Origin of the sequence: Nostoc sp. (assembly GCF_036917775.1) — a bacterium.
Taxonomy (GTDB): Bacteria; Cyanobacteriota; Cyanobacteriia; order Cyanobacteriales; family Nostocaceae; genus Nostoc.
In genome coordinates, this window is the sequence record NZ_JBALEQ010000123.1 from 94,346 (window position 1) to 111,026 (window position 16,681).

The 16,681-nt window shown below is 40.7% G+C and carries 12 protein-coding genes and 2 pseudogenes; 8 read left to right on the forward strand and 6 right to left on the reverse strand.

Going from position 1 to position 16,681, the window contains the following annotated elements:
- Positions 1 to 209: 209 nt before the first annotated feature.
- On the forward strand, positions 210 to 3,329 hold the full coding sequence (locus V7K69_RS25980) for an MFS transporter (protein ID WP_335039739.1): 3,120 nt from the start codon (positions 210 to 212) through the stop codon (positions 3,327 to 3,329).
- 787 nt (positions 3,330 to 4,116) lie between these two features.
- Here V7K69_RS25980 and V7K69_RS25985 read toward each other — a convergent pair.
- Entirely contained in the window at positions 4,117 to 4,737 is a 621-nt protein-coding gene (locus V7K69_RS25985) for a CP12 domain-containing protein (protein ID WP_181852933.1), read from the reverse strand.
- A 430-nt stretch (positions 4,738 to 5,167) separates the two neighbouring features.
- On the opposite strand from V7K69_RS25985, the gene V7K69_RS25990 reads away from it, so the two are divergent.
- Positions 5,168 to 6,511 carry a hypothetical protein gene (locus V7K69_RS25990; protein ID WP_335039743.1) on the forward strand — a complete coding sequence of 448 codons (1,344 nt, stop codon included), beginning with the start codon at positions 5,168 to 5,170 and terminating at the stop codon, positions 6,509 to 6,511.
- Positions 6,512 to 6,599: 88 nt separating this feature from the next.
- Here the strand turns inward: V7K69_RS25990 and V7K69_RS25995 are convergent, their stop codons facing one another.
- Entirely contained in the window at positions 6,600 to 7,229 is a 630-nt protein-coding gene (locus V7K69_RS25995; protein ID WP_335039745.1) for a TetR/AcrR family transcriptional regulator, read from the reverse strand.
- Positions 7,230 to 7,339: 110 nt separating this feature from the next.
- On the opposite strand from V7K69_RS25995, the gene V7K69_RS26000 reads away from it, so the two are divergent.
- Complete coding sequence (locus V7K69_RS26000) at positions 7,340 to 8,029, forward strand: Coq4 family protein (protein ID WP_335039748.1); 690 nt, start codon at positions 7,340 to 7,342, stop codon at positions 8,027 to 8,029.
- Between the two features lie 542 nt (positions 8,030 to 8,571).
- On the opposite strand, the gene V7K69_RS26005 is transcribed toward V7K69_RS26000, so the two are convergent.
- Positions 8,572 to 9,246 carry an S-layer homology domain-containing protein gene (locus V7K69_RS26005; RefSeq protein WP_335039750.1) on the reverse strand — a complete coding sequence of 225 codons (675 nt, stop codon included), beginning with the start codon at positions 9,244 to 9,246 and terminating at the stop codon, positions 8,572 to 8,574.
- A 145-nt stretch (positions 9,247 to 9,391) separates the two neighbouring features.
- Entirely contained in the window at positions 9,392 to 9,871 is a 480-nt protein-coding gene (locus tag V7K69_RS26010) for a hypothetical protein (RefSeq protein WP_335039753.1), read from the reverse strand.
- A gap of 194 nt (positions 9,872 to 10,065) precedes the next feature.
- Here V7K69_RS26010 and rpiA point away from each other — a divergent pair, with 194 nt between their 5' ends.
- The 3 genes and pseudogenes from rpiA (at position 10,066) to V7K69_RS26025 (ending at position 12,175) form a co-directional block, all read left to right on the forward strand.
- Positions 10,066 to 10,773, forward strand: a complete 708-nt coding sequence (rpiA, locus tag V7K69_RS26015) for a ribose-5-phosphate isomerase RpiA (RefSeq protein WP_335039756.1) — start codon at positions 10,066 to 10,068, stop codon at positions 10,771 to 10,773.
- Between the two features lie 88 nt (positions 10,774 to 10,861).
- Entirely contained in the window at positions 10,862 to 11,527 is a 666-nt protein-coding gene (locus tag V7K69_RS26020) for a PAP/fibrillin family protein (RefSeq protein WP_335039758.1), read from the forward strand.
- Between the two features lie 251 nt (positions 11,528 to 11,778).
- Positions 11,779 to 12,175 (forward strand): annotated as a pseudogene (locus V7K69_RS26025) (DUF4277 domain-containing protein).
- 142 nt (positions 12,176 to 12,317) lie between these two features.
- Here V7K69_RS26025 and V7K69_RS33035 read toward each other — a convergent pair.
- Positions 12,318 to 12,566 (reverse strand): hypothetical protein, encoded by a 249-nt coding sequence (locus V7K69_RS33035; protein ID WP_442936193.1) that lies wholly within the window; start codon positions 12,564 to 12,566, stop codon positions 12,318 to 12,320.
- 425 nt (positions 12,567 to 12,991) lie between these two features.
- On the opposite strand from V7K69_RS33035, the gene V7K69_RS26035 reads away from it, so the two are divergent.
- The gene (locus V7K69_RS26035) at positions 12,992 to 13,789 is read left to right on the forward strand and encodes a peptidylprolyl isomerase (RefSeq protein WP_335039760.1); all 798 of its coding nucleotides are present in this window, start codon (positions 12,992 to 12,994) and stop codon (positions 13,787 to 13,789) included.
- Between the two features lie 492 nt (positions 13,790 to 14,281).
- On the opposite strand, the pseudogene V7K69_RS26040 reads toward V7K69_RS26035, so the two are convergent.
- Positions 14,282 to 14,473, reverse strand: a pseudogene (locus V7K69_RS26040) (transposase); the annotation flags it as partial.
- Positions 14,474 to 14,677: 204 nt separating this feature from the next.
- On the opposite strand from V7K69_RS26040, the gene V7K69_RS26045 reads away from it, so the two are divergent.
- The gene (locus V7K69_RS26045; protein WP_335039764.1) at positions 14,678 to 16,345 is read left to right on the forward strand and encodes an IS1634 family transposase; all 1,668 of its coding nucleotides are present in this window, start codon (positions 14,678 to 14,680) and stop codon (positions 16,343 to 16,345) included.
- The last annotated feature ends 336 nt before the right edge of the window (positions 16,346 to 16,681 follow it).

Here is a 16,681-nt window from a genome sequence, read left to right on the forward strand (position 1 = left end):
ATTCTTAACTACTTTTACCGTTAGATAATAAAATTTATATCTTTTGCTGGATAAAGTTTTCAGCCTTTGGAGAGATGCTTTAAACAGCTAAATTCTACGATTCTGAACTAAACAGTTAGGTATTGCCATAGGTACAGACAAAAATACTAAGAGTTGCTTCTCAAGAAAATCTTAATTCCCCAAATTTAAACTTAGTAGAAGGAAATACAATGTTCCAAAGTACGGAAATCATGCTGGGACTCTACAAACCACTATTGTGGTTAGCACAGGTTCCAGTAGATCCCTCAAACGTCACGCCAGCACAGGCATCAGTTCTCACTTCCGGGCCGCGCTTTTTTGTGGCTTTAATCTCCGGCGTGATTTTAGCCTTTGCTTTCCAATTAGTTCTAACTAATCTCTCCCTTGCAGCAGGTATTTCCTATCTGGGGCACTCATCTGACTCGGATTCAGATTCTGGGGAAGTCGGAAGTTTGGGCGGCAGCATTCGCAAAATCGGTACAGCAGTAGGGATTTGGACGTTAGTTACTGTGACGATCGCTCTATTAATTGCCTGTTTCCTGGCAGTGAAATTGAGTCTTGTAATCTTAGATCCAGGCTTAGGAGCAATTCTCGGTTTGGTAATTTGGGGTGCTTACTTTTTACTCCTGGTTTGGGTCAGTTCCACTACCGTGGGTTCCTTAATTGGCTCAGTCGTAAATACGGCAACTTCCGGTTTTCAGGCGATTATGGGTACAGCTACAGCCGCACTAGGCGCTAAAGCTGTTAATAATCAAGTTGTAGCCACAGCTGAAGCCGCCGCCGCCGCTATCCGTCGAGAACTAGGAAGCGGCATCGACCCTGGAAGTATTCGGGAAAACATAGAAGATTATTTAGATAAGCTGCGTCCACCAGAGTTGGATGTGTCGAAAATTCGGGGTGATTTTGAAAATTTACTCAACGATCCTCAATTAAAAGCGATCGCCGGGACTCCAGATATTCGCAACATTGACCGCCAAAAGTTTATCGAGTTAGTCAGCAGTCGCACCGATCTTTCTAAAAAAGACGTTACCCGCATTGCTGATACTTTATATAAGGTTTGGCAACAGGTAGTAAGTCAGCATTCACCCACCGAAGACCGGATGGGTGAGTTAATGGATTATCTGAAATCACTTCCAGCAGGACAAAGCAAGACAGATGAACTCAACGCCAAGCTGGATCGATTAGTTGCAGAAACACGTGGTTCCAAGGAGACTGACCAAAAGGCATCTACTGGTGGGCCAATTCAAAGTACCATCCAGCAAGGGCTATCTGCATTAACTGCCGTTGTGTTAGGACGGGCAGATTTATCTGATTTGGATGTGGAAAAAATCTTGGGTAGCCTTACCACAGCCAAAGATAAAGTCACCCAACAAGCAGATAAGTTAGGTTTGCCAACACCATCACAACCCTATAGCCCAATTCGATCTGATGTCGAAAACTATCTGTACAACACTTATGCTTGGCAACTAAGCTCAGAAAAAATTGCCCAAGAATTTCGTGATGTCATTTACGACCCAGCAGCTGATCCTGGAATAGTCCGCAGAGAACTAGAAAGATTATCACGTAACGATTTCGTCAAAATTCTCCAACAACGGGGACTACTTACCCAAGGCCAAATTCAGCGCATTGCAGATCAGCTAGAATTTGTCCGCAAAGATGTGCTGGTGACAGTTACAGGTATCGAAGAAAGAGAGGTAGTCCAAGACTTGCAACGCGCAGTAGAAAGTTATCTGCTCGTTACCCCGAAAACAGATTTGACATCTGAAGGCATTGAACAGAATTTTAAACCACTGTTGCAAGACTCAGATGCAGATTATGAAACCCTGACATTACGACTGGCGCACATTGAACGTCAGGAAATTCGGGAGATATTGCTAGAACGGAATGATGTCCAGCTATATGAAGTAGACAGCATTCTGGATGAATTGGAAAAACAGCGCGATCGCGTCTTGGTAGAATCCAAAGGATTGGCTGAACAGGCACAATACCAAGCAGAAACTCTGTGGCTGAATGTAGAATCATATCTGCGTAACACCGGAAAATCAGAACTGAATCCTGATGCTATCCGCGCGGAGTTCAAAAAGCTACTGGAAGATCCTCAAGCTGGAATTACCTCAATTCGGGCGCGGTTGTCTCGCTTTGACCGCGATACCTTGGTGCAATTGTTGAGTCAGCGCCAAGATTTGAGTGAAGATCAAGTTAATCAAATCATCAATGCGGCTGAGGAGTCGTGGCATAACATTCGCCACACACCCCAAGCTGTAGTGGATAAAGCCAAAGAGCAATACGACTCTGTTACGACCACGATCGCAGATTATCTGCGGAATACTGGTAAACAAGAACTGAATCCAGAGGGTATTCAGCGAGATTTGAGCAAATTGTTTGAAAATCCCAAAGAGGGAGCCAGCGCACTACGCCGTCGATTGTCGCAGTTAGACCGAGATACGTTGGTGAAGTTGCTCAGTCAACGTCAAGATTTGAGCGAACAACAAGTCAATGAAATCATTGATTCCACCCAAACTTCGATTCGTAACTTTGTCCGTGCGCCTCGTCGTTTAGCTACCCGCACACAGCAAAGAGCAGAAACATTCAAAGCTTATCTAGAAGAGTACCTGCGCCAAACTGGTAAAGAAGAACTCAATCCTGAAGGTATCAAACGCGACTTGCAACTACTCTTGCACGATCCGCGAGTTGGGGTAGAAAGTTTTAGTGATCGCCTTTCCCATTTTGACCGTGATACCATCATCGCCCTGCTGAAAATTCGGGAAGATATGTCTGATGAAGAAGCAGCGCGGATTGCCGATAACATGGTGTCTGTCAGGGATCAATTTGTAGAACAAGTGCGGAATATTCAACGAGGCATTCAAGATGCAATTGATGGGGTTTTTGCCCGCATCCGCAACTATCTTAACTCCCTGGATCGCCCGGAACTAAATTACGATAGTATTAAGCGCGATGTCCGCACATTTTTTGACGATCCTCAAGCGGGATTTGATGCCCTGCGCGATCGCCTATCATCTTTTGATCGTGAGACTTTAGTAGCAATTATGAGTTCTCGTGAGGACATCTCTGAGGAAGATGCCAACCGGATCATCGACCAAATTGAACGGGCCCGCAACACAGTATTGCAACGTGCAGAACGCATACAGCAAGAAGCCCAACGCCGCTTAGAACAGGTGAAGCATCAAGCACAGCGACAAGCTGAAGAAACCCGCAAAGCCGCAGCTACAGCAGCGTGGTGGCTGTTTGCCACAGCATCCGTCTCCGCCGTTTTCTCTGCATTAGGAGGAGCGCTGGCTGCAAGGCCGTAGTTTAACAAGTTGTCTCCGCTCACATCCAAGCCTCCCATTATCGGGAGGCTTTTTTATATTTTGGATGTCAGCTTTTATAACTTTGAATTGGTATAACTATGCCTTTAAATATAGTCATAGATGAATATCTCTTGCCGCTTTAATTTCAGCAATTAGATAGGTAAAGATAGATTTTATTTAATGCTTTAATATTATTAAATAACTGGCAAGATTCTAGCTTTTTCTCAGTAGCTCGCCCCATTATTTCTGCAAGTTAATAAATTTGGCTCTCCTAGACTAGTTATAGAAAATTAATATTTGATATCAGGTTAAGTCCTTACATAGTAGGGGATTCAAGAATCAGAAAGCATATTTTTATTAAATCTTTGATTCTATTTTATCGAAACCTAGTTATATTAGGTGTTTTAGGTGTTTTTTAGTATTAATTTATCAAACGAAGTCTAGGAGAGCCATAAATTTTACATAAGTAGCAATTTAAAATAAGGAAAAATATACAATCAAATAATATACCTCAGAGCAAGCTCCTCACTTATTCTTAAAGGGTTGAGGGTAGGGTTCAGAGGATGTTTTAAAAGTCCCCTTATTGGTATCAAAAGTTCAGATCCCCCTAAATCCCCCTTAAAAAGCAGGGGAGCAGGGGAGCAGGGGAGACAAGGGGACAAGGGGACAAGAGGTGAGAATTTGAAACAAGTCTTTCCCCTTGTCCCCAATTCTCCTTGTCCTCTTGCCCAATGCCCAATGCCCAACACCCAATTCCCAATTCCCAATTCCCAATTTCCAACTTCAATTACGGGTGATAATTTCGGCATTCTGGTGCATTTGGGTTTTCCTTGCAATATTCTTCAAAAGAGACTTTAGCTGATACCATCCCCTCAGCTTTTTGATGAGCAGCTTCAGCCTGGAGTTCTTCTACCTCATCCCAAGCGGCTGCACAAGCTTTAGAATAAGCACCTTGTTCAGTGCAAATAGCGCGAGACTGTTGAATTGCTTTTTGAATTCTCTCCTCCAGCAGTAGCGCTTTTGGCGCTTCCACAAAGTCGCTTTTGGTCAAAATGTCGGTAATCGAGATGATACCTAACAACTTGCCTTGAATCACAGGTGCCCGATGAATACCAGTGTTGGCAAATAACCGTGCTACATATTCCACACCCAAATCAGGATTTACCACAATGCAGGGCTTGCTCATAATCTCGTAAACCCAGACTTGCTTTGGATCTTTACCGTAGGCTGTTACCTTATAGACAATATCTGTTTCTGTGACAATGCCATAAGCATCGTTCTCATGGCGAATATCTACAACTAGCGCCCGCAATTTTTTTTCCTTCATCAGCACCACTGCTTCAGCAACAGTTGCTGAACCGCGAATGGTAACTACATCTTTGGTCATGATATCTTCAGCTTTCATCATTGCTGTAGTCTCCTGGTTAATAGTATGGTGCGGCACAGCGCCCTCAGAGGTGTATATATCGAAGCATTGCAGCCTACAGTTTGCTAACTAGAAAGTAAAAAAGTCGAACTTTTGTCCAGCTACAACAATAAATTTAGAGCAACTGTCAACTCATGATGTTATCCAATGTGACCAATGCTCAAAAACCAACCATAAATTGCCGTAACTTTCTAGAAAATCTTGCCAAAGCACTCCAGCCGCTAAAAAGTAAATTTTTGACTGTTACATATCTATTGGTAATGACTAATAACTGATGGAGAAGTTAGGATAAAATCACGATCCAACTTTAGTTGAGATATTTCCTGTTAAGGAAAGCAAAAGCATTAAACAGCAAAGCCTTCAGTTTCCGTCAATTTTTCCCGATTTCGAGTAAATTTCAATTAGCAATCCCATGCCACATCGTCATTATCCTCCCGCCTACTTACGCTATCTCAGAGCCAGGTTATGGAATCTAGGGCGACCTGGTTTTTGGGTAACTGCAATTTTTTTATCTGTAGTGGGGCTAGTAACCTGGGAATACTGGTCAAATCCAGATATTTTCGTTTATAAGCAAAAAAACAAAGTAACTTCACAAACCCCTACTGATTCTTCACTGTCAGCAGAAAATAGAGCCATTGCAGCCGATATTGATAACCTGCCAGTTTTATTTAATGACTTTGAGCAAGCGACTCTCTCATCAACGGCAAATACTCCCAAAGAAAAAACTGAGACAAAAAATAGCAAAAGTTTATTAGAGGATGCAATTAACAAACAAAAGTCTGCTAGTGATGCCAAAGTAAATCCTACTTTAGGCGTTAATGGCGACACCCCCCCCGCCGTCAAAAATCCTTTTGTCGTACAAACCGAAAATTTATTGCGGACTGGGACGATTGATAATAATCAGTTTCTAGGTATCAAAACTTTAACTGGGGCATCTGAACCAACAGAAGGGGAACAGACATCCTCTAACCTGGGAATTGGATTCACGAATCAAACTAACAAGAATCAAAATTCTGCCTCTGTCAGCCCTCTGCAAGCAATACTCAATCAATCGACAAATCAGAAGCTGTCTGGCTTTAATGGTACCACTGCAACTCAGACAAATGCTTTGGGCCGAGCCTCTGAGCCAGGAACAACGTTAATGCCACCCATGAATAGCTTATCCAGTCAGAATTCTCTACCAAGTACTGGGTTAACTACTGGGACAGGCTATATGTCAACGGGTAGGAACTTGCAGCCAAATCCCTACAGTAATTTAAATAACGGTCAGGTAGTGCCTAGTAATGGGTTAAATACTGGTACAGGTTATACGAACTTCCAGCCAAATCCCTACAGTAATTTAAATAACGGTCAGGTAGTGCCTAGTAATGGGTTAAATACTGGTACAGGTTATACGAACTTGCAGCAAAATCCTTACAGTAATTTAAATAACGGTCAGGTAGTGCCAAATGTAGCACCAGGAACGCCCCCAGCCACCTCTGGCATACCAAATAATGTTGCACCTTACTCTAGCCAGATTCCGAATCAAGGTGTTGTCACTCCCACAAATCCTATGGGATATGCAAATTATGGCTTGCAGCAGCCGGCGCAACCACCACAATCTAATTATGGAAATTATGGGTTGCAGCAGCCGACGCAACCATCACAGTCTAATTATGGGAATTATGGGAATTATGTGCAGCAGCAACCAACACAATCTAATTCCTTATATCTTCGCCAGCTTCGAGACAAGTATAGAAGTCCTGGTCAAAACTGATTTTATTTGCAGTGAAGATACTGGACACTAACGAGCGATTAGCGTTGGACATAATGCTCGATTTTGACGATGTTGATCTTGCAGGTCGCTACAAGTAACTTTGCAAGTAACTTAGAGTCAATCTTTTTGTTTCTGTCACCAATTGTTGACGGAATTTTTTTTCATGGCTAAGAGATGTCCACAAAAGGATGCCGATCGTTTTAACTAACACAAAAGCGATCGCTTCATAGACGATTGGTTCTAAATCTGGATAATGCTCCGATATAAACATCGCCAAATCATCAATCAGTTGGGCATCAGCCGCCGCATCGATCGCTTCTAGTTCAGGCATTGAACTTTGCAAGGGCATAAAGATGGCGTGATAACCTGGATAATCAGTAAAGAATTGATCAACGGTATCAATTACCTGTTCCATATATTTAGAGAGAGTTAAACTCTTGCTTTCAGGTGTATTCAACTCTATTAATAAGTGATGGAGTTGCTGGTTATAGCGAGCTGCTAGTCCGTAAAGAATTGCTGCTTTGTCGGGAAAGAATTGGTACAGCGATCCGATAGGTACTTTGGCATTAGCTGCGATCGCATTGGTACTGGTAGCGTTATAACCCTCCGTAATAAACAGTTGTTCAGCTACATCCAAAATTTGATTGACACGCTCTTGGCTACGAGCTTGGCGGGGCTGGCGACGCATCCCTCTAGGCTTTGATGAATCGGTGGTCATGAAGTTAAAAAAATCGGTGAGAAATTTGCTTGACTAAACATGAGCATTACTCGTATTTTATAAATATGAGCAACGCTCATATTTTAGCCTGACTACAGGAGGATATTGTTATGGACAAAGATTCACTTACATTACCCACTGCCAAAGTTGGAAACGATTTAACCCGTCAGATGCAACAAATTAACGCATTCCAGCCTTTTCTGGCAATGCTTGCCGGAGATTCCAGTCTGGATGTAGTGGGAGAGATGGTTGTTGCTTTGCTGGAAACACCTTCCTTTGACATTGCAGTAGAACACCTAAAGCGTGATTCTGGTTCGGCAGCATTAATTGAAGAGCGATACATGGCCCCACCTCATGATCTGGACACTTTGTTGCAATATCCACCGGATTCCTTGGGATACCTTTACAGCATGGCAATGAAGGCAAAGGGATTTCGAGCTGAAGACTTGTACGAAGAGATACCCATTTATTCCGATGCCAGTTATGTGGAGGCGAGACTGAGCCAAACTCATGATATCTGGCATATCGTCACTGGTTTTGGTGTATCACCATCTGACGAGATCGGATTACAAGCATTTCACTTGTTACAGTTTCCCTATCCTCTAGCAGTATCTTTGCTTTCTAGTAGCATGATGTCTACCCTTCTATTCAATCCTGAAGAATTGCCTACTTTGCTTGATGCTATTCAAACCGGATGGAAAATGGGGAAAAATGCCAAACCTCTCTTTGCCCAAAAGTGGGAGGAAGCTTGGGAAAAGCCCTTACTCCAATGGCAAAAGGAACTAAATCTTCTTTTGTAGTAAGTATTTAATGCGGGTCATCTGCACCTTTTATTATCAAGAAAGGAATCTATATGCTGCACTTGTGTTCATATTTATACAGATTACCCTACGTTATGGTGGAGAACTTTGAGCTTTGGGGAGTTTACGAACCCAATTTCAGCGAAGCAGTAATTAGTTTGTTAGCATTTCAGCTACTTGAAGATGCAATCACTCATTTGATTAACTTGAGCAAACAGAGAGGATCTGTATGACATCCTTCATGCGTTCTCTTGGTTTATAATTCAAAATAAATCTTGAGCGATGCCTACGGCGGGCTACGCCTACGCAAAATGTCGTTTTTCATTGGTGCGTAACTGCGTCCACTGCTGCGATGCCTCTGCCCTTTTTTCTGGCGTGAGTGATCCAGTAGAGGGCAGTGTATAAAAACTTGGCACTAAGCCAAGTAAGTTGGTAGAAATAAACCAAATTATGCTACGAAACGTAAACAGGCTTAAAATCCTTACTAATGACCAATGACAAAGGACAACCCTTGCCATTTAGCTTTAATTGTGCAAACCTACTTAACGTGATTGTGGGCTATTTGGAATAATCGGAACTTCTGGTGTTTCAGGTTGTCGCTGTTGTCGTTGTAAATACTTACTCAATACATAAGCCATATCTCCACGGGTAACGGGTTTTAATGGAGAAATATTGCCTTGAGCATCTGTGTTGAGAAATCCTTCAGTAGCTACTGTAGCGATCGCTTTTCTAGCCCAAGTTGGGATAGACTTTTCATCTGGATGTGAAGCCAGAATCTCATTTACAGCCTCATCAGGAAACTGAAAGACACCATAAGCTTGAGCGAAAATAGCAAGAGCTTCCGCCTTTGTCACCTTTTGATTAGGGAAAAACTCATTGCCCCGATAGCCTTTCATGATGTCAGTTTTTAAGACTGTCTGTATATCATTAAATGCCCAATAAGAACGAGGAACATCTGGAATCGTTAAATTTGCTTTGTTAACAGCTTCTCTTTTATCAAGCCGAAATGCTTTTACCATAATCGACGCTAATTCTGCCCTGCTCACTAACCTTTCTGGATAAAACTTGCCATCAGAAAAGTTTGTCATCCATTTTGCAGCAATTACCTGTTGAATAGAATCAGATGAGGTTCCAGAAGTCGTTTCTGGCACTTGAGCAATTGCTGGTAAATTTTGTAGTAGTGCTACTAAAGATAGAGTAATTGAAAGCTGACGCATCACCATAACCACTTTTAGCTACTAACGTGAATTTAAAAAACTACGTTACTGAGGTTAACGCAAAATTTGGTGTTCTTAATAACCTATAACTCAGCTAGTGACGAATTTAGGCTGGGCAATGTTGCGGAGCTACGAGAGTGTATGTTTAAAAATTAGGACTGTGTTCAGAATCCCAGCACTTCCCATCATTCCAGACTCTATTGGTGCGTTCACATTCTGATTTCTCGTTAATCCAAGGAATTGAAGTAGGGTAATTCAAGTTAGTTAGAGGAGTAAGTGAAGAGGATGCGACAGAAAATATAGTGTAGCTACAAGCCGATAGAACCATTAAAAATCCGATGACAAATAAGGTATTAGCAGGAGTCCAAAAAGGATATAAACCTTTTTCAGAGCGTAAACGCGTTTTAGAACGACGTTCTGAACCTGCTAGCAACACCAAATAAAACCTTAATCCGGGAATTGGTACTGAAACTCTTATGTCTAAAGAATGACGAGTCCAAACACGAGAGTTAAAAACCCTTTTCATGCCTTCTAATTGCTCTGGTGTCAAGGTATTTGACACTTCTGGGGCCATCTCAGCGATCAGTTTCTCGAATGTAAGACCAGTATGCGGAGGCTTTGCCATGATTTTTCAGTATAGTAATATACTATGTTACTACATAAACAATCTCCTTTATTCCGGACACCACAATGTTTTATTTTTTACAAGTTCCGAGTAAAGGAAGCATAAATTAGCAAAAACTTGTTTTTTACCTTTCATCTTTTGATGTTATCTGCCCACTACTATGGACTATAGTCAGTTTTTCAGGAGTTTTGGGAATGACAGGAACAGATCCCGTAAAGTTGATGAAGCAAGAAGTTGGCAAAGCCGCTGCCGCCCTAGTAAAATCGGGTTCTATTGTCGGGTTGGGTACGGGGTCAACTACAGCATATACGATTCAGTTTTTAGGCGATCGCCTCAAGTCTGGTGAACTCAAAGATATCATTGGCATACCTACCTCGTTTCAGTCAGAAGTGCTGGCGAAGCAGTATGGTATCCCTCTCGCCACCTTAGATGCTATTGACCACATCGATATTGCCATTGATGGGGCAGATGAAGTTGATCCGCAGAAGAATTTGATTAAAGGCGGTGGTGCAGCACATACCCGCGAGAAAGTCGTAGACTACTTGGCAGAACAGTTTATCGTCGTGGTAGATAGTGGTAAATTAGTAGATCGTTTGGGTTCTAGTTTCCCTGTACCCGTGGAAGTGATTCCAATGGCAATTACTCCTGTAACCAATGCCATTAAAAAACTCGGTGGGAAACCCGAACTCCGCATGGGTATCAAAAAAGCTGGCCCAGTGATCACTGACCAAGGTAACTTTGTCTTAGATGTCAGATTTGACTCTATTGAAGATCCAGTCAGCCTAGAAAAAACATTAAATAACATTCCCGGTGTTCTGGAAAATGGTATTTTTGTTAACTGTGTCGATTTAGTTTTGATTGGTGAAGTCAAAGATGGTCAGCCATTAGTGCGGCAACTGTAAGAGTTATAGATTTTGGATTTTAGATTTTAGAGACATCTAAAATCCAAAATTAAGCAGCAGGTTCAGTTCATCCAAACACTAATTTAAAATGCGCGATCGCTACTTGGCCCACGTCTTGCTTAAGGAAAAATTACAAGCCAAGCTTGAGGAGATTCAAGCTAAGAGCGATGGCTCTCCTGTTACCGATTTGAAGCTAGACAAAACCTTAGCCGAAGAAATTGAAGAATTGACGACGGAACTAGAGAGCGTCAATCCGAATCTTAATCCTCTAATTAACGCGACTCATTTGTTAGACGGAGCTTGGCAACTGCAATACTCTACTGCTAGAGAAATCCGTTCTTTAGTTTCTCTCCCATTGGGCTTAAAGCTGGGTAAAGTTTATCAAGTAATTGATGTTGCAAATAAATTGTTTTTCAATCTAGCTAAGGTTAAACATCCTCTGGGGATAGTATCAGGATATGTGAAAGTGACAGCTAGCTTTGAGCCAGCCAAAGAAGATTTAGAACCTCTACCTAACAAACGCCTCAACGTTTATTTTGACAAACGCTACCTATCGATTGAGAAAATTGTTGGTATTAATACTCCTCAACTCAACCCATTTAAGGTTTTTTCAGCTAATAATCCTACTAGCAGGACTCCGACATTAGACATTACTTATTTAGATGAAACCTTAAGAATTGGCCGTGGGGGAGATGGAAGTTTATTCATTCTTAGTAAATCTGATGATTTACCTGACTTCACGTCCTCAATTTAAAATTGATCGCGCCAATGAGTAAATATGGCTCTCTCAATAACGCATCTTTTCACTAAGGTAAAACCAGCTTCTGCGATGGTAGAGCTTAAAACATTAAATTTAACCCAGATTCCGCAGGTGCGCTCGTAAATGCTGTATTTTGAAAATGACCTAAATGCTTGCTGCATTTTAGAAGCATGACAGCATCACCATTAGATATCAGGGTACAGGATATTGACTACTGCGGCATAGTCGCAGGCATCTGTGATGAGATGAATTTAGTAGAACAAATTAATCGGCAGTTGGGAACTCACTCTCAAGAAATTATCAGTGCAGGTCAAGTTGTAAAAGCAATGATTTTAAACGGATTAGGGTTTGTGAGTGCGCCTTTATATTTGTTTGAAAAGTTTTTCGTTGGGTATTGCTACAGAGCATCTTTTAGGAGAAGGAATACGCCCAGAACATTTAAATGATGACCGTTTGGGTCGAGTATTGGACAAATTATATGAGGCTGGACTAACTGAAGTATTTGTGACAATGGCGCTTTGTGCAGCACGTAAATTCGGGGTCAAAATGGATAGCCTACGCCGCGATTCAAGTTCTTTCCACGTTGATGGCGATTATATGAACAATGCAACAGCAGAGGAGGCGGAACCAGGAGGAATATAAAATTATGGTTATTCAAGAGACCACCGCCCAGACTTGAAACAATTTATTCTAGACTTAATGCAACTGCTTAATATCCAGGTTAAGGAGGTAAAAAAAATCCTGGACGTGGTAGACCAAGCAAGAATGCTTCCCCCACCTTTTACTACCAAGTTGATGCAACGCTAGAACCCAAGGAAATAGCGATCGCTATTGAAACCAAACGAGCTGGAAGATTTATTTTAGCAACCAATGTCTTCGATACTGAAGAACTCAGCAATGATGATGTTTTGCGGGAATACAAGGCACAGCAGTCTACTGAGCGCGGTTTTCGGTTTCTCAAAGACCCCTTGTTTTTTACTTCGAGTTTATTCCTCAATTCGACTGAGCGAGTTGCTGCACTAGCAATGGTCATGGGTTTGTGCTTGCTTGTTTATAGTCTGGGTGAAAGGGCTTTACGTCAAGCTTTATAACGGTCAAAAAAACTATTGATAATCAGTTGGGTAAACCAACTTCTACTCCAACCTTACGTTGGGTGTTTCAATCTTTTATGTCGATTCATTTGGTTACGGTCGCCCAAATCAAGCAAATTGCCAATTTAACCCATGAAAGGCAATGGATTCTCCAGTTTTTGGGCGCTCCTTGTCGAAAATATTATCTTCTTTCTTAACTAACCTGCGGAATGTGGGATATATAATTTGTATATTTTAAAGTGTGTAATTATTGAGAAAGTGAGGTAAGTGTACTTAACTCGGTAAAATTAAGACAAAAGCTCCCAGTGAATGGGCTACGGTTTAGCTTCTTTAAAAAACTAGATATTATTGAGATGCCTGAAAGCTAATGACTGAAGCGATCCAAATCGGTAATCGTACAATCACAGCGAGTGAGCTGATTTCCTTGCTAGGAAATTACCAAATGCTGCCACAGTTGCAGAGAGAATTGATCATCGATGAGGCCATAGAGCAAAATTCACGCTCTGAGAAGATAGCAATAGAGTGTACACCTGAGGAAATAGCCCAAGCCAAACAGCAGTTTTACGTTGAAAAACAGTTCAAAAATGAAGAAGACATCCAGACTTGGATGGCACATCAAGGGCTGACTACCGAACAGCTAGAAGTTATTACAACTCGTAAGCTTAAAATTGAAAAATTCAAGCAAGCCACTTGGGGTAATAAACTGGAATCCTACTTTTTTCAGTCCAAAGCAAAACTAGACAAAGTAATTTATTCCCTACTAAGAACCCAGGATGTGGGAATTGCCCAAGAACTTTACTTCCGGATTCAGGCAAAAGAAAATTCTTTTGCCGACTTGGCGCGTGAATATTCGCTCGGGCCAGAAGCCCAAACTGGCGGTTTAGTAGGTCCGATTGAACTGAATGCACTACATCCGGTAATGGTACAAATGCTATCTAGCAGTCAACCAGGCCAGATATTGCCCCCTACCCGCATCGCCGAGTGGTTCGTAATTTTGCGGCTGGAAAAATTTATCCCTGCACAACTGGATGAATTTATGAAAGTGCGACTACTGAATGAACTCTTTGAAACCTGGCTACAAGAACAGCAAAAGCAAATCATGTCTGCACCACGACCAGAGGTGGGGAAGATCCCGCAAGGAGAAAGCGATCAGCCTTTAACCTGAGTATGGAAGGTGACTCCTATGCTTGGTTGGGGACTTGCAAGAAAATAAGATCCCAATCAAACAGGGGCAATCGTGATATCCCATTTGGGTAATGTCTCAGAACGCTGCCAAAAAGGTTGGTACTGTTTTAACTCTTGTGACAGAAGCTTGATTCCTTTTTCATAGGTGGTTTCAACCCACCTTCCGCACCCCAAGTGTCACAAACGTAAATTACTGAGAAAAAAAAGGTACGCAAGAATAAAAACAGACATTTGAAAATAAAAAAGACATTTTAGCCACCATGAATTACCAAAAATGCCATCAAAATTTATTCTCAATAAGCAGTAATAAGAACTGATGGCAGATAGATTCGCATGAGATAAATAAATGAAGATGTTAAAGGCTGAAATTATAAATTAGAATAATGAATTGAAGTGACCAAACTAGATTTTTGACATAGTAAATTAGAGCTATAAATCAAAACAATTAGCTCAGGTAAACGGCTATATTAAATTAACGTGAGTTCGACGGAACTAAAAAATAGCAGGAGGCAGTGCAGGTAAGTCTTTTGGGCAAATAGGTATAGGCAACCAAACCAGCTACCAAGTTAACCAAAAAGTTGAATGGGCTACGATGTCGTGAGTGTTCTATTTGACATATATTTTTGAGATGGTCATTTACTGACTCAATTACCGCTCGCTTACGTACAACCCACATTCCGCACCTAAAACTGGCACACAGAGAAAGCAGTAAGTAAATTAAAACTACTGGTAAAAATTGAGACAATAAAAATCCAGAAGTAAAGTTAATAGCCAGAATCAGGGTAAAAGTCAAAAAATAAATAAAATTAGCACTCTATAAGCTTCCATCATGAAAAGCTAAAAATAGTTGATGGGATATAGTGTGAAAATGAATTCGCCTTTGAGCATTGAAGTAAAAAATCTAAATCACCTGGGGATAGTAGCAGGAATTATTGATGAAATAGGGTTGGTAGACCAAATAAATAAAATACTTGGACAGCACCCGCAGTCCAAAGTGAGTGCGGGTCAGGCGGTCAAAGCAATGATACTAAACGGGTTAGGGTTTGTATCTGGAACATTATATATGTTTCCTAAATATATGGATAGCTATGCCTGTGAACACTTGATAGGAGAAGGAGTATTACCAGAACATTTAAATGACGACAGACTAGGAAGAGTATTAGACCAATTATATTTAAAAGGATTAAGTGGAATCTTCACTTTAATAGCGTTAGCAGCAGTAAAAAAATATGGAGTAGATTTATCATCGCTACACTTAGATTCTTCTTCATTGCATCTGCACGGAGAATATAAAACTGGTTTACCCGAAGTAGCCTTTGAAAGAAATGCTCCCACAGAAAATGAAGATAAGCTCCTAGAGTTAGCACCACAACCAATAAATATAACTTATGGTTATTCAAGAGATCATAGACCAGACTTAAAACAATTTATTATAGAGTTAATTTGTAGCAGTGATGGGGATATTCCCATCTTTTTAAAAGCAGCGTCAGGAAATCAATCAGATACGAAAACCTTTGCGAGAACTCTCGTAAATTTTCGAGAAAATATTGATACAGATGCGTTAATGGTAGCAGACAGTGCATTATATAGTGCCGAAAACCTGAATTTGATGAAAAGCCTCAAATGGTTATGCAGAGTTCCATTGACAGTGGGGTTAGCCAAGCAAATACTATTAGGAATAGACTCCAAAGATTTAATCCAAAGTGAAATAACAGGTTATTCATATATAGTCAAGTCTAGTAACTATGCCGGGATCGAGCAAAGATGGCTGATAGTTGAAAGCCAAGAACGGAAAAAAGCAGATTCTAAACAGCTGATGCGCCGTGTTCAGCAAGCCCAAATAAATGCTCATCAAAAGCTCACAAAATTATGTAATGAAGAATTTGCTTGTCATCGAGATGCCAAGAAAGCTGCATTACATCTATCAGAGCAATTAAAATATCATTGTTTGGCTGAAATTAAAATATCTAAGAAACAGTTAAAACCTCAAGGTAAAAACAAAAACAACAATCAGAATGACTGGAAATATTGCTATCAGATATCCGCGCAATTAGAGCAAGATGAAGCAGCAATTGAACTTGAAAATCGCGCTTCGGGAAAATTTATTTTAGCAACTAATATTATTGATGAATCCCAATTAAGCCACACTGACATGATTAAGGAATATAAAGCTCAACAATCATGTGAAAGAGGCTTTGCTTTCTTAAAAGACCCTTTATTCCTAACAGATAGCATATTTATTAAGTCACCGGAGCGCATTGAAGCTTTATCCATGATTATGGGGTTATGTTTGTTGGTTTATACTTTAGGACAACGACAGTTACGTGGAATTTTATTAGCTCAAAACCAGGAAATAAAAAATCAATTAGGTAAACCAACAGACCGCCCCACTCTCAGGTGGATATTTCAATGTTTCCAAGGTATTCATTTATTAATTGTTAATAGTGTTTCACAAATATCAAACCTCTCTGATGAAAGATTATGGATATTACAATTTTTTCCTAGTACTTGTCGTCGCTACTATTTATTAGTTTGATTATCATTTTAATTAAGCTTTACTTTTACTAATTTTTGCAAGAGTTACTCACTCTATGTTTAGTAACTCTACGTTTTAGTGCAGCATTTTTTATACCGATTCTTTATTTTCGCAAACTCTGGTTTGATTTTTAAATTTCCATCTCTCCAATTTTGGTTTTAAATCAAAAACTAACCCCAAAATTCTTTGCTATTTCTTTTGTGACAGTTCCGGGTGCGGAATGTGGGGTACAAGATTTTATCCAGAAGTGTTGAATGTTAAGAAAAATCCGATAAAAATAGCCCAAAATATGGTACTTTTGGGCGAAGGCTTAAAATATATTAGTTTGATTGTGAT

What these genes read in the sequence shown, in the direction of transcription:
- rpiA (WP_335039756.1), top strand. Translation starts at nt 10,066, where the DNA reads ATGACAGGAACAGATCCCGTAAAGTTGATGAAGCAAGAAGTTGGCAAA.
- V7K69_RS26020 (WP_335039758.1), top strand. Translation starts at nt 10,862, where the DNA reads ATGCGCGATCGCTACTTGGCCCACGTCTTGCTTAAGGAAAAATTACAA.
- V7K69_RS26005 (WP_335039750.1), bottom strand. Translation starts at nt 9,246, where the DNA reads ATGCGTCAGCTTTCAATTACTCTATCTTTAGTAGCACTACTACAAAAT.
- V7K69_RS33035 (WP_442936193.1), bottom strand. Translation starts at nt 12,566, where the DNA reads ATGACCATTGCTAGTGCAGCAACTCGCTCAGTCGAATTGAGGAATAAA.
- V7K69_RS25980 (WP_335039739.1), top strand. Translation starts at nt 210, where the DNA reads ATGTTCCAAAGTACGGAAATCATGCTGGGACTCTACAAACCACTATTG.
- V7K69_RS26000 (WP_335039748.1), top strand. Translation starts at nt 7,340, where the DNA reads ATGGACAAAGATTCACTTACATTACCCACTGCCAAAGTTGGAAACGAT.
- V7K69_RS25990 (WP_335039743.1), top strand. Translation starts at nt 5,168, where the DNA reads ATGCCACATCGTCATTATCCTCCCGCCTACTTACGCTATCTCAGAGCC.
- V7K69_RS25985 (WP_181852933.1), bottom strand. Translation starts at nt 4,737, where the DNA reads ATGATGAAAGCTGAAGATATCATGACCAAAGATGTAGTTACCATTCGC.
- V7K69_RS25995 (WP_335039745.1), bottom strand. Translation starts at nt 7,229, where the DNA reads ATGACCACCGATTCATCAAAGCCTAGAGGGATGCGTCGCCAGCCCCGC.
- V7K69_RS26045 (WP_335039764.1), top strand. Translation starts at nt 14,678, where the DNA reads ATGAATTCGCCTTTGAGCATTGAAGTAAAAAATCTAAATCACCTGGGG.
- V7K69_RS26010 (WP_335039753.1), bottom strand. Translation starts at nt 9,871, where the DNA reads ATGGCAAAGCCTCCGCATACTGGTCTTACATTCGAGAAACTGATCGCT.
- V7K69_RS26035 (WP_335039760.1), top strand. Translation starts at nt 12,992, where the DNA reads ATGACTGAAGCGATCCAAATCGGTAATCGTACAATCACAGCGAGTGAG.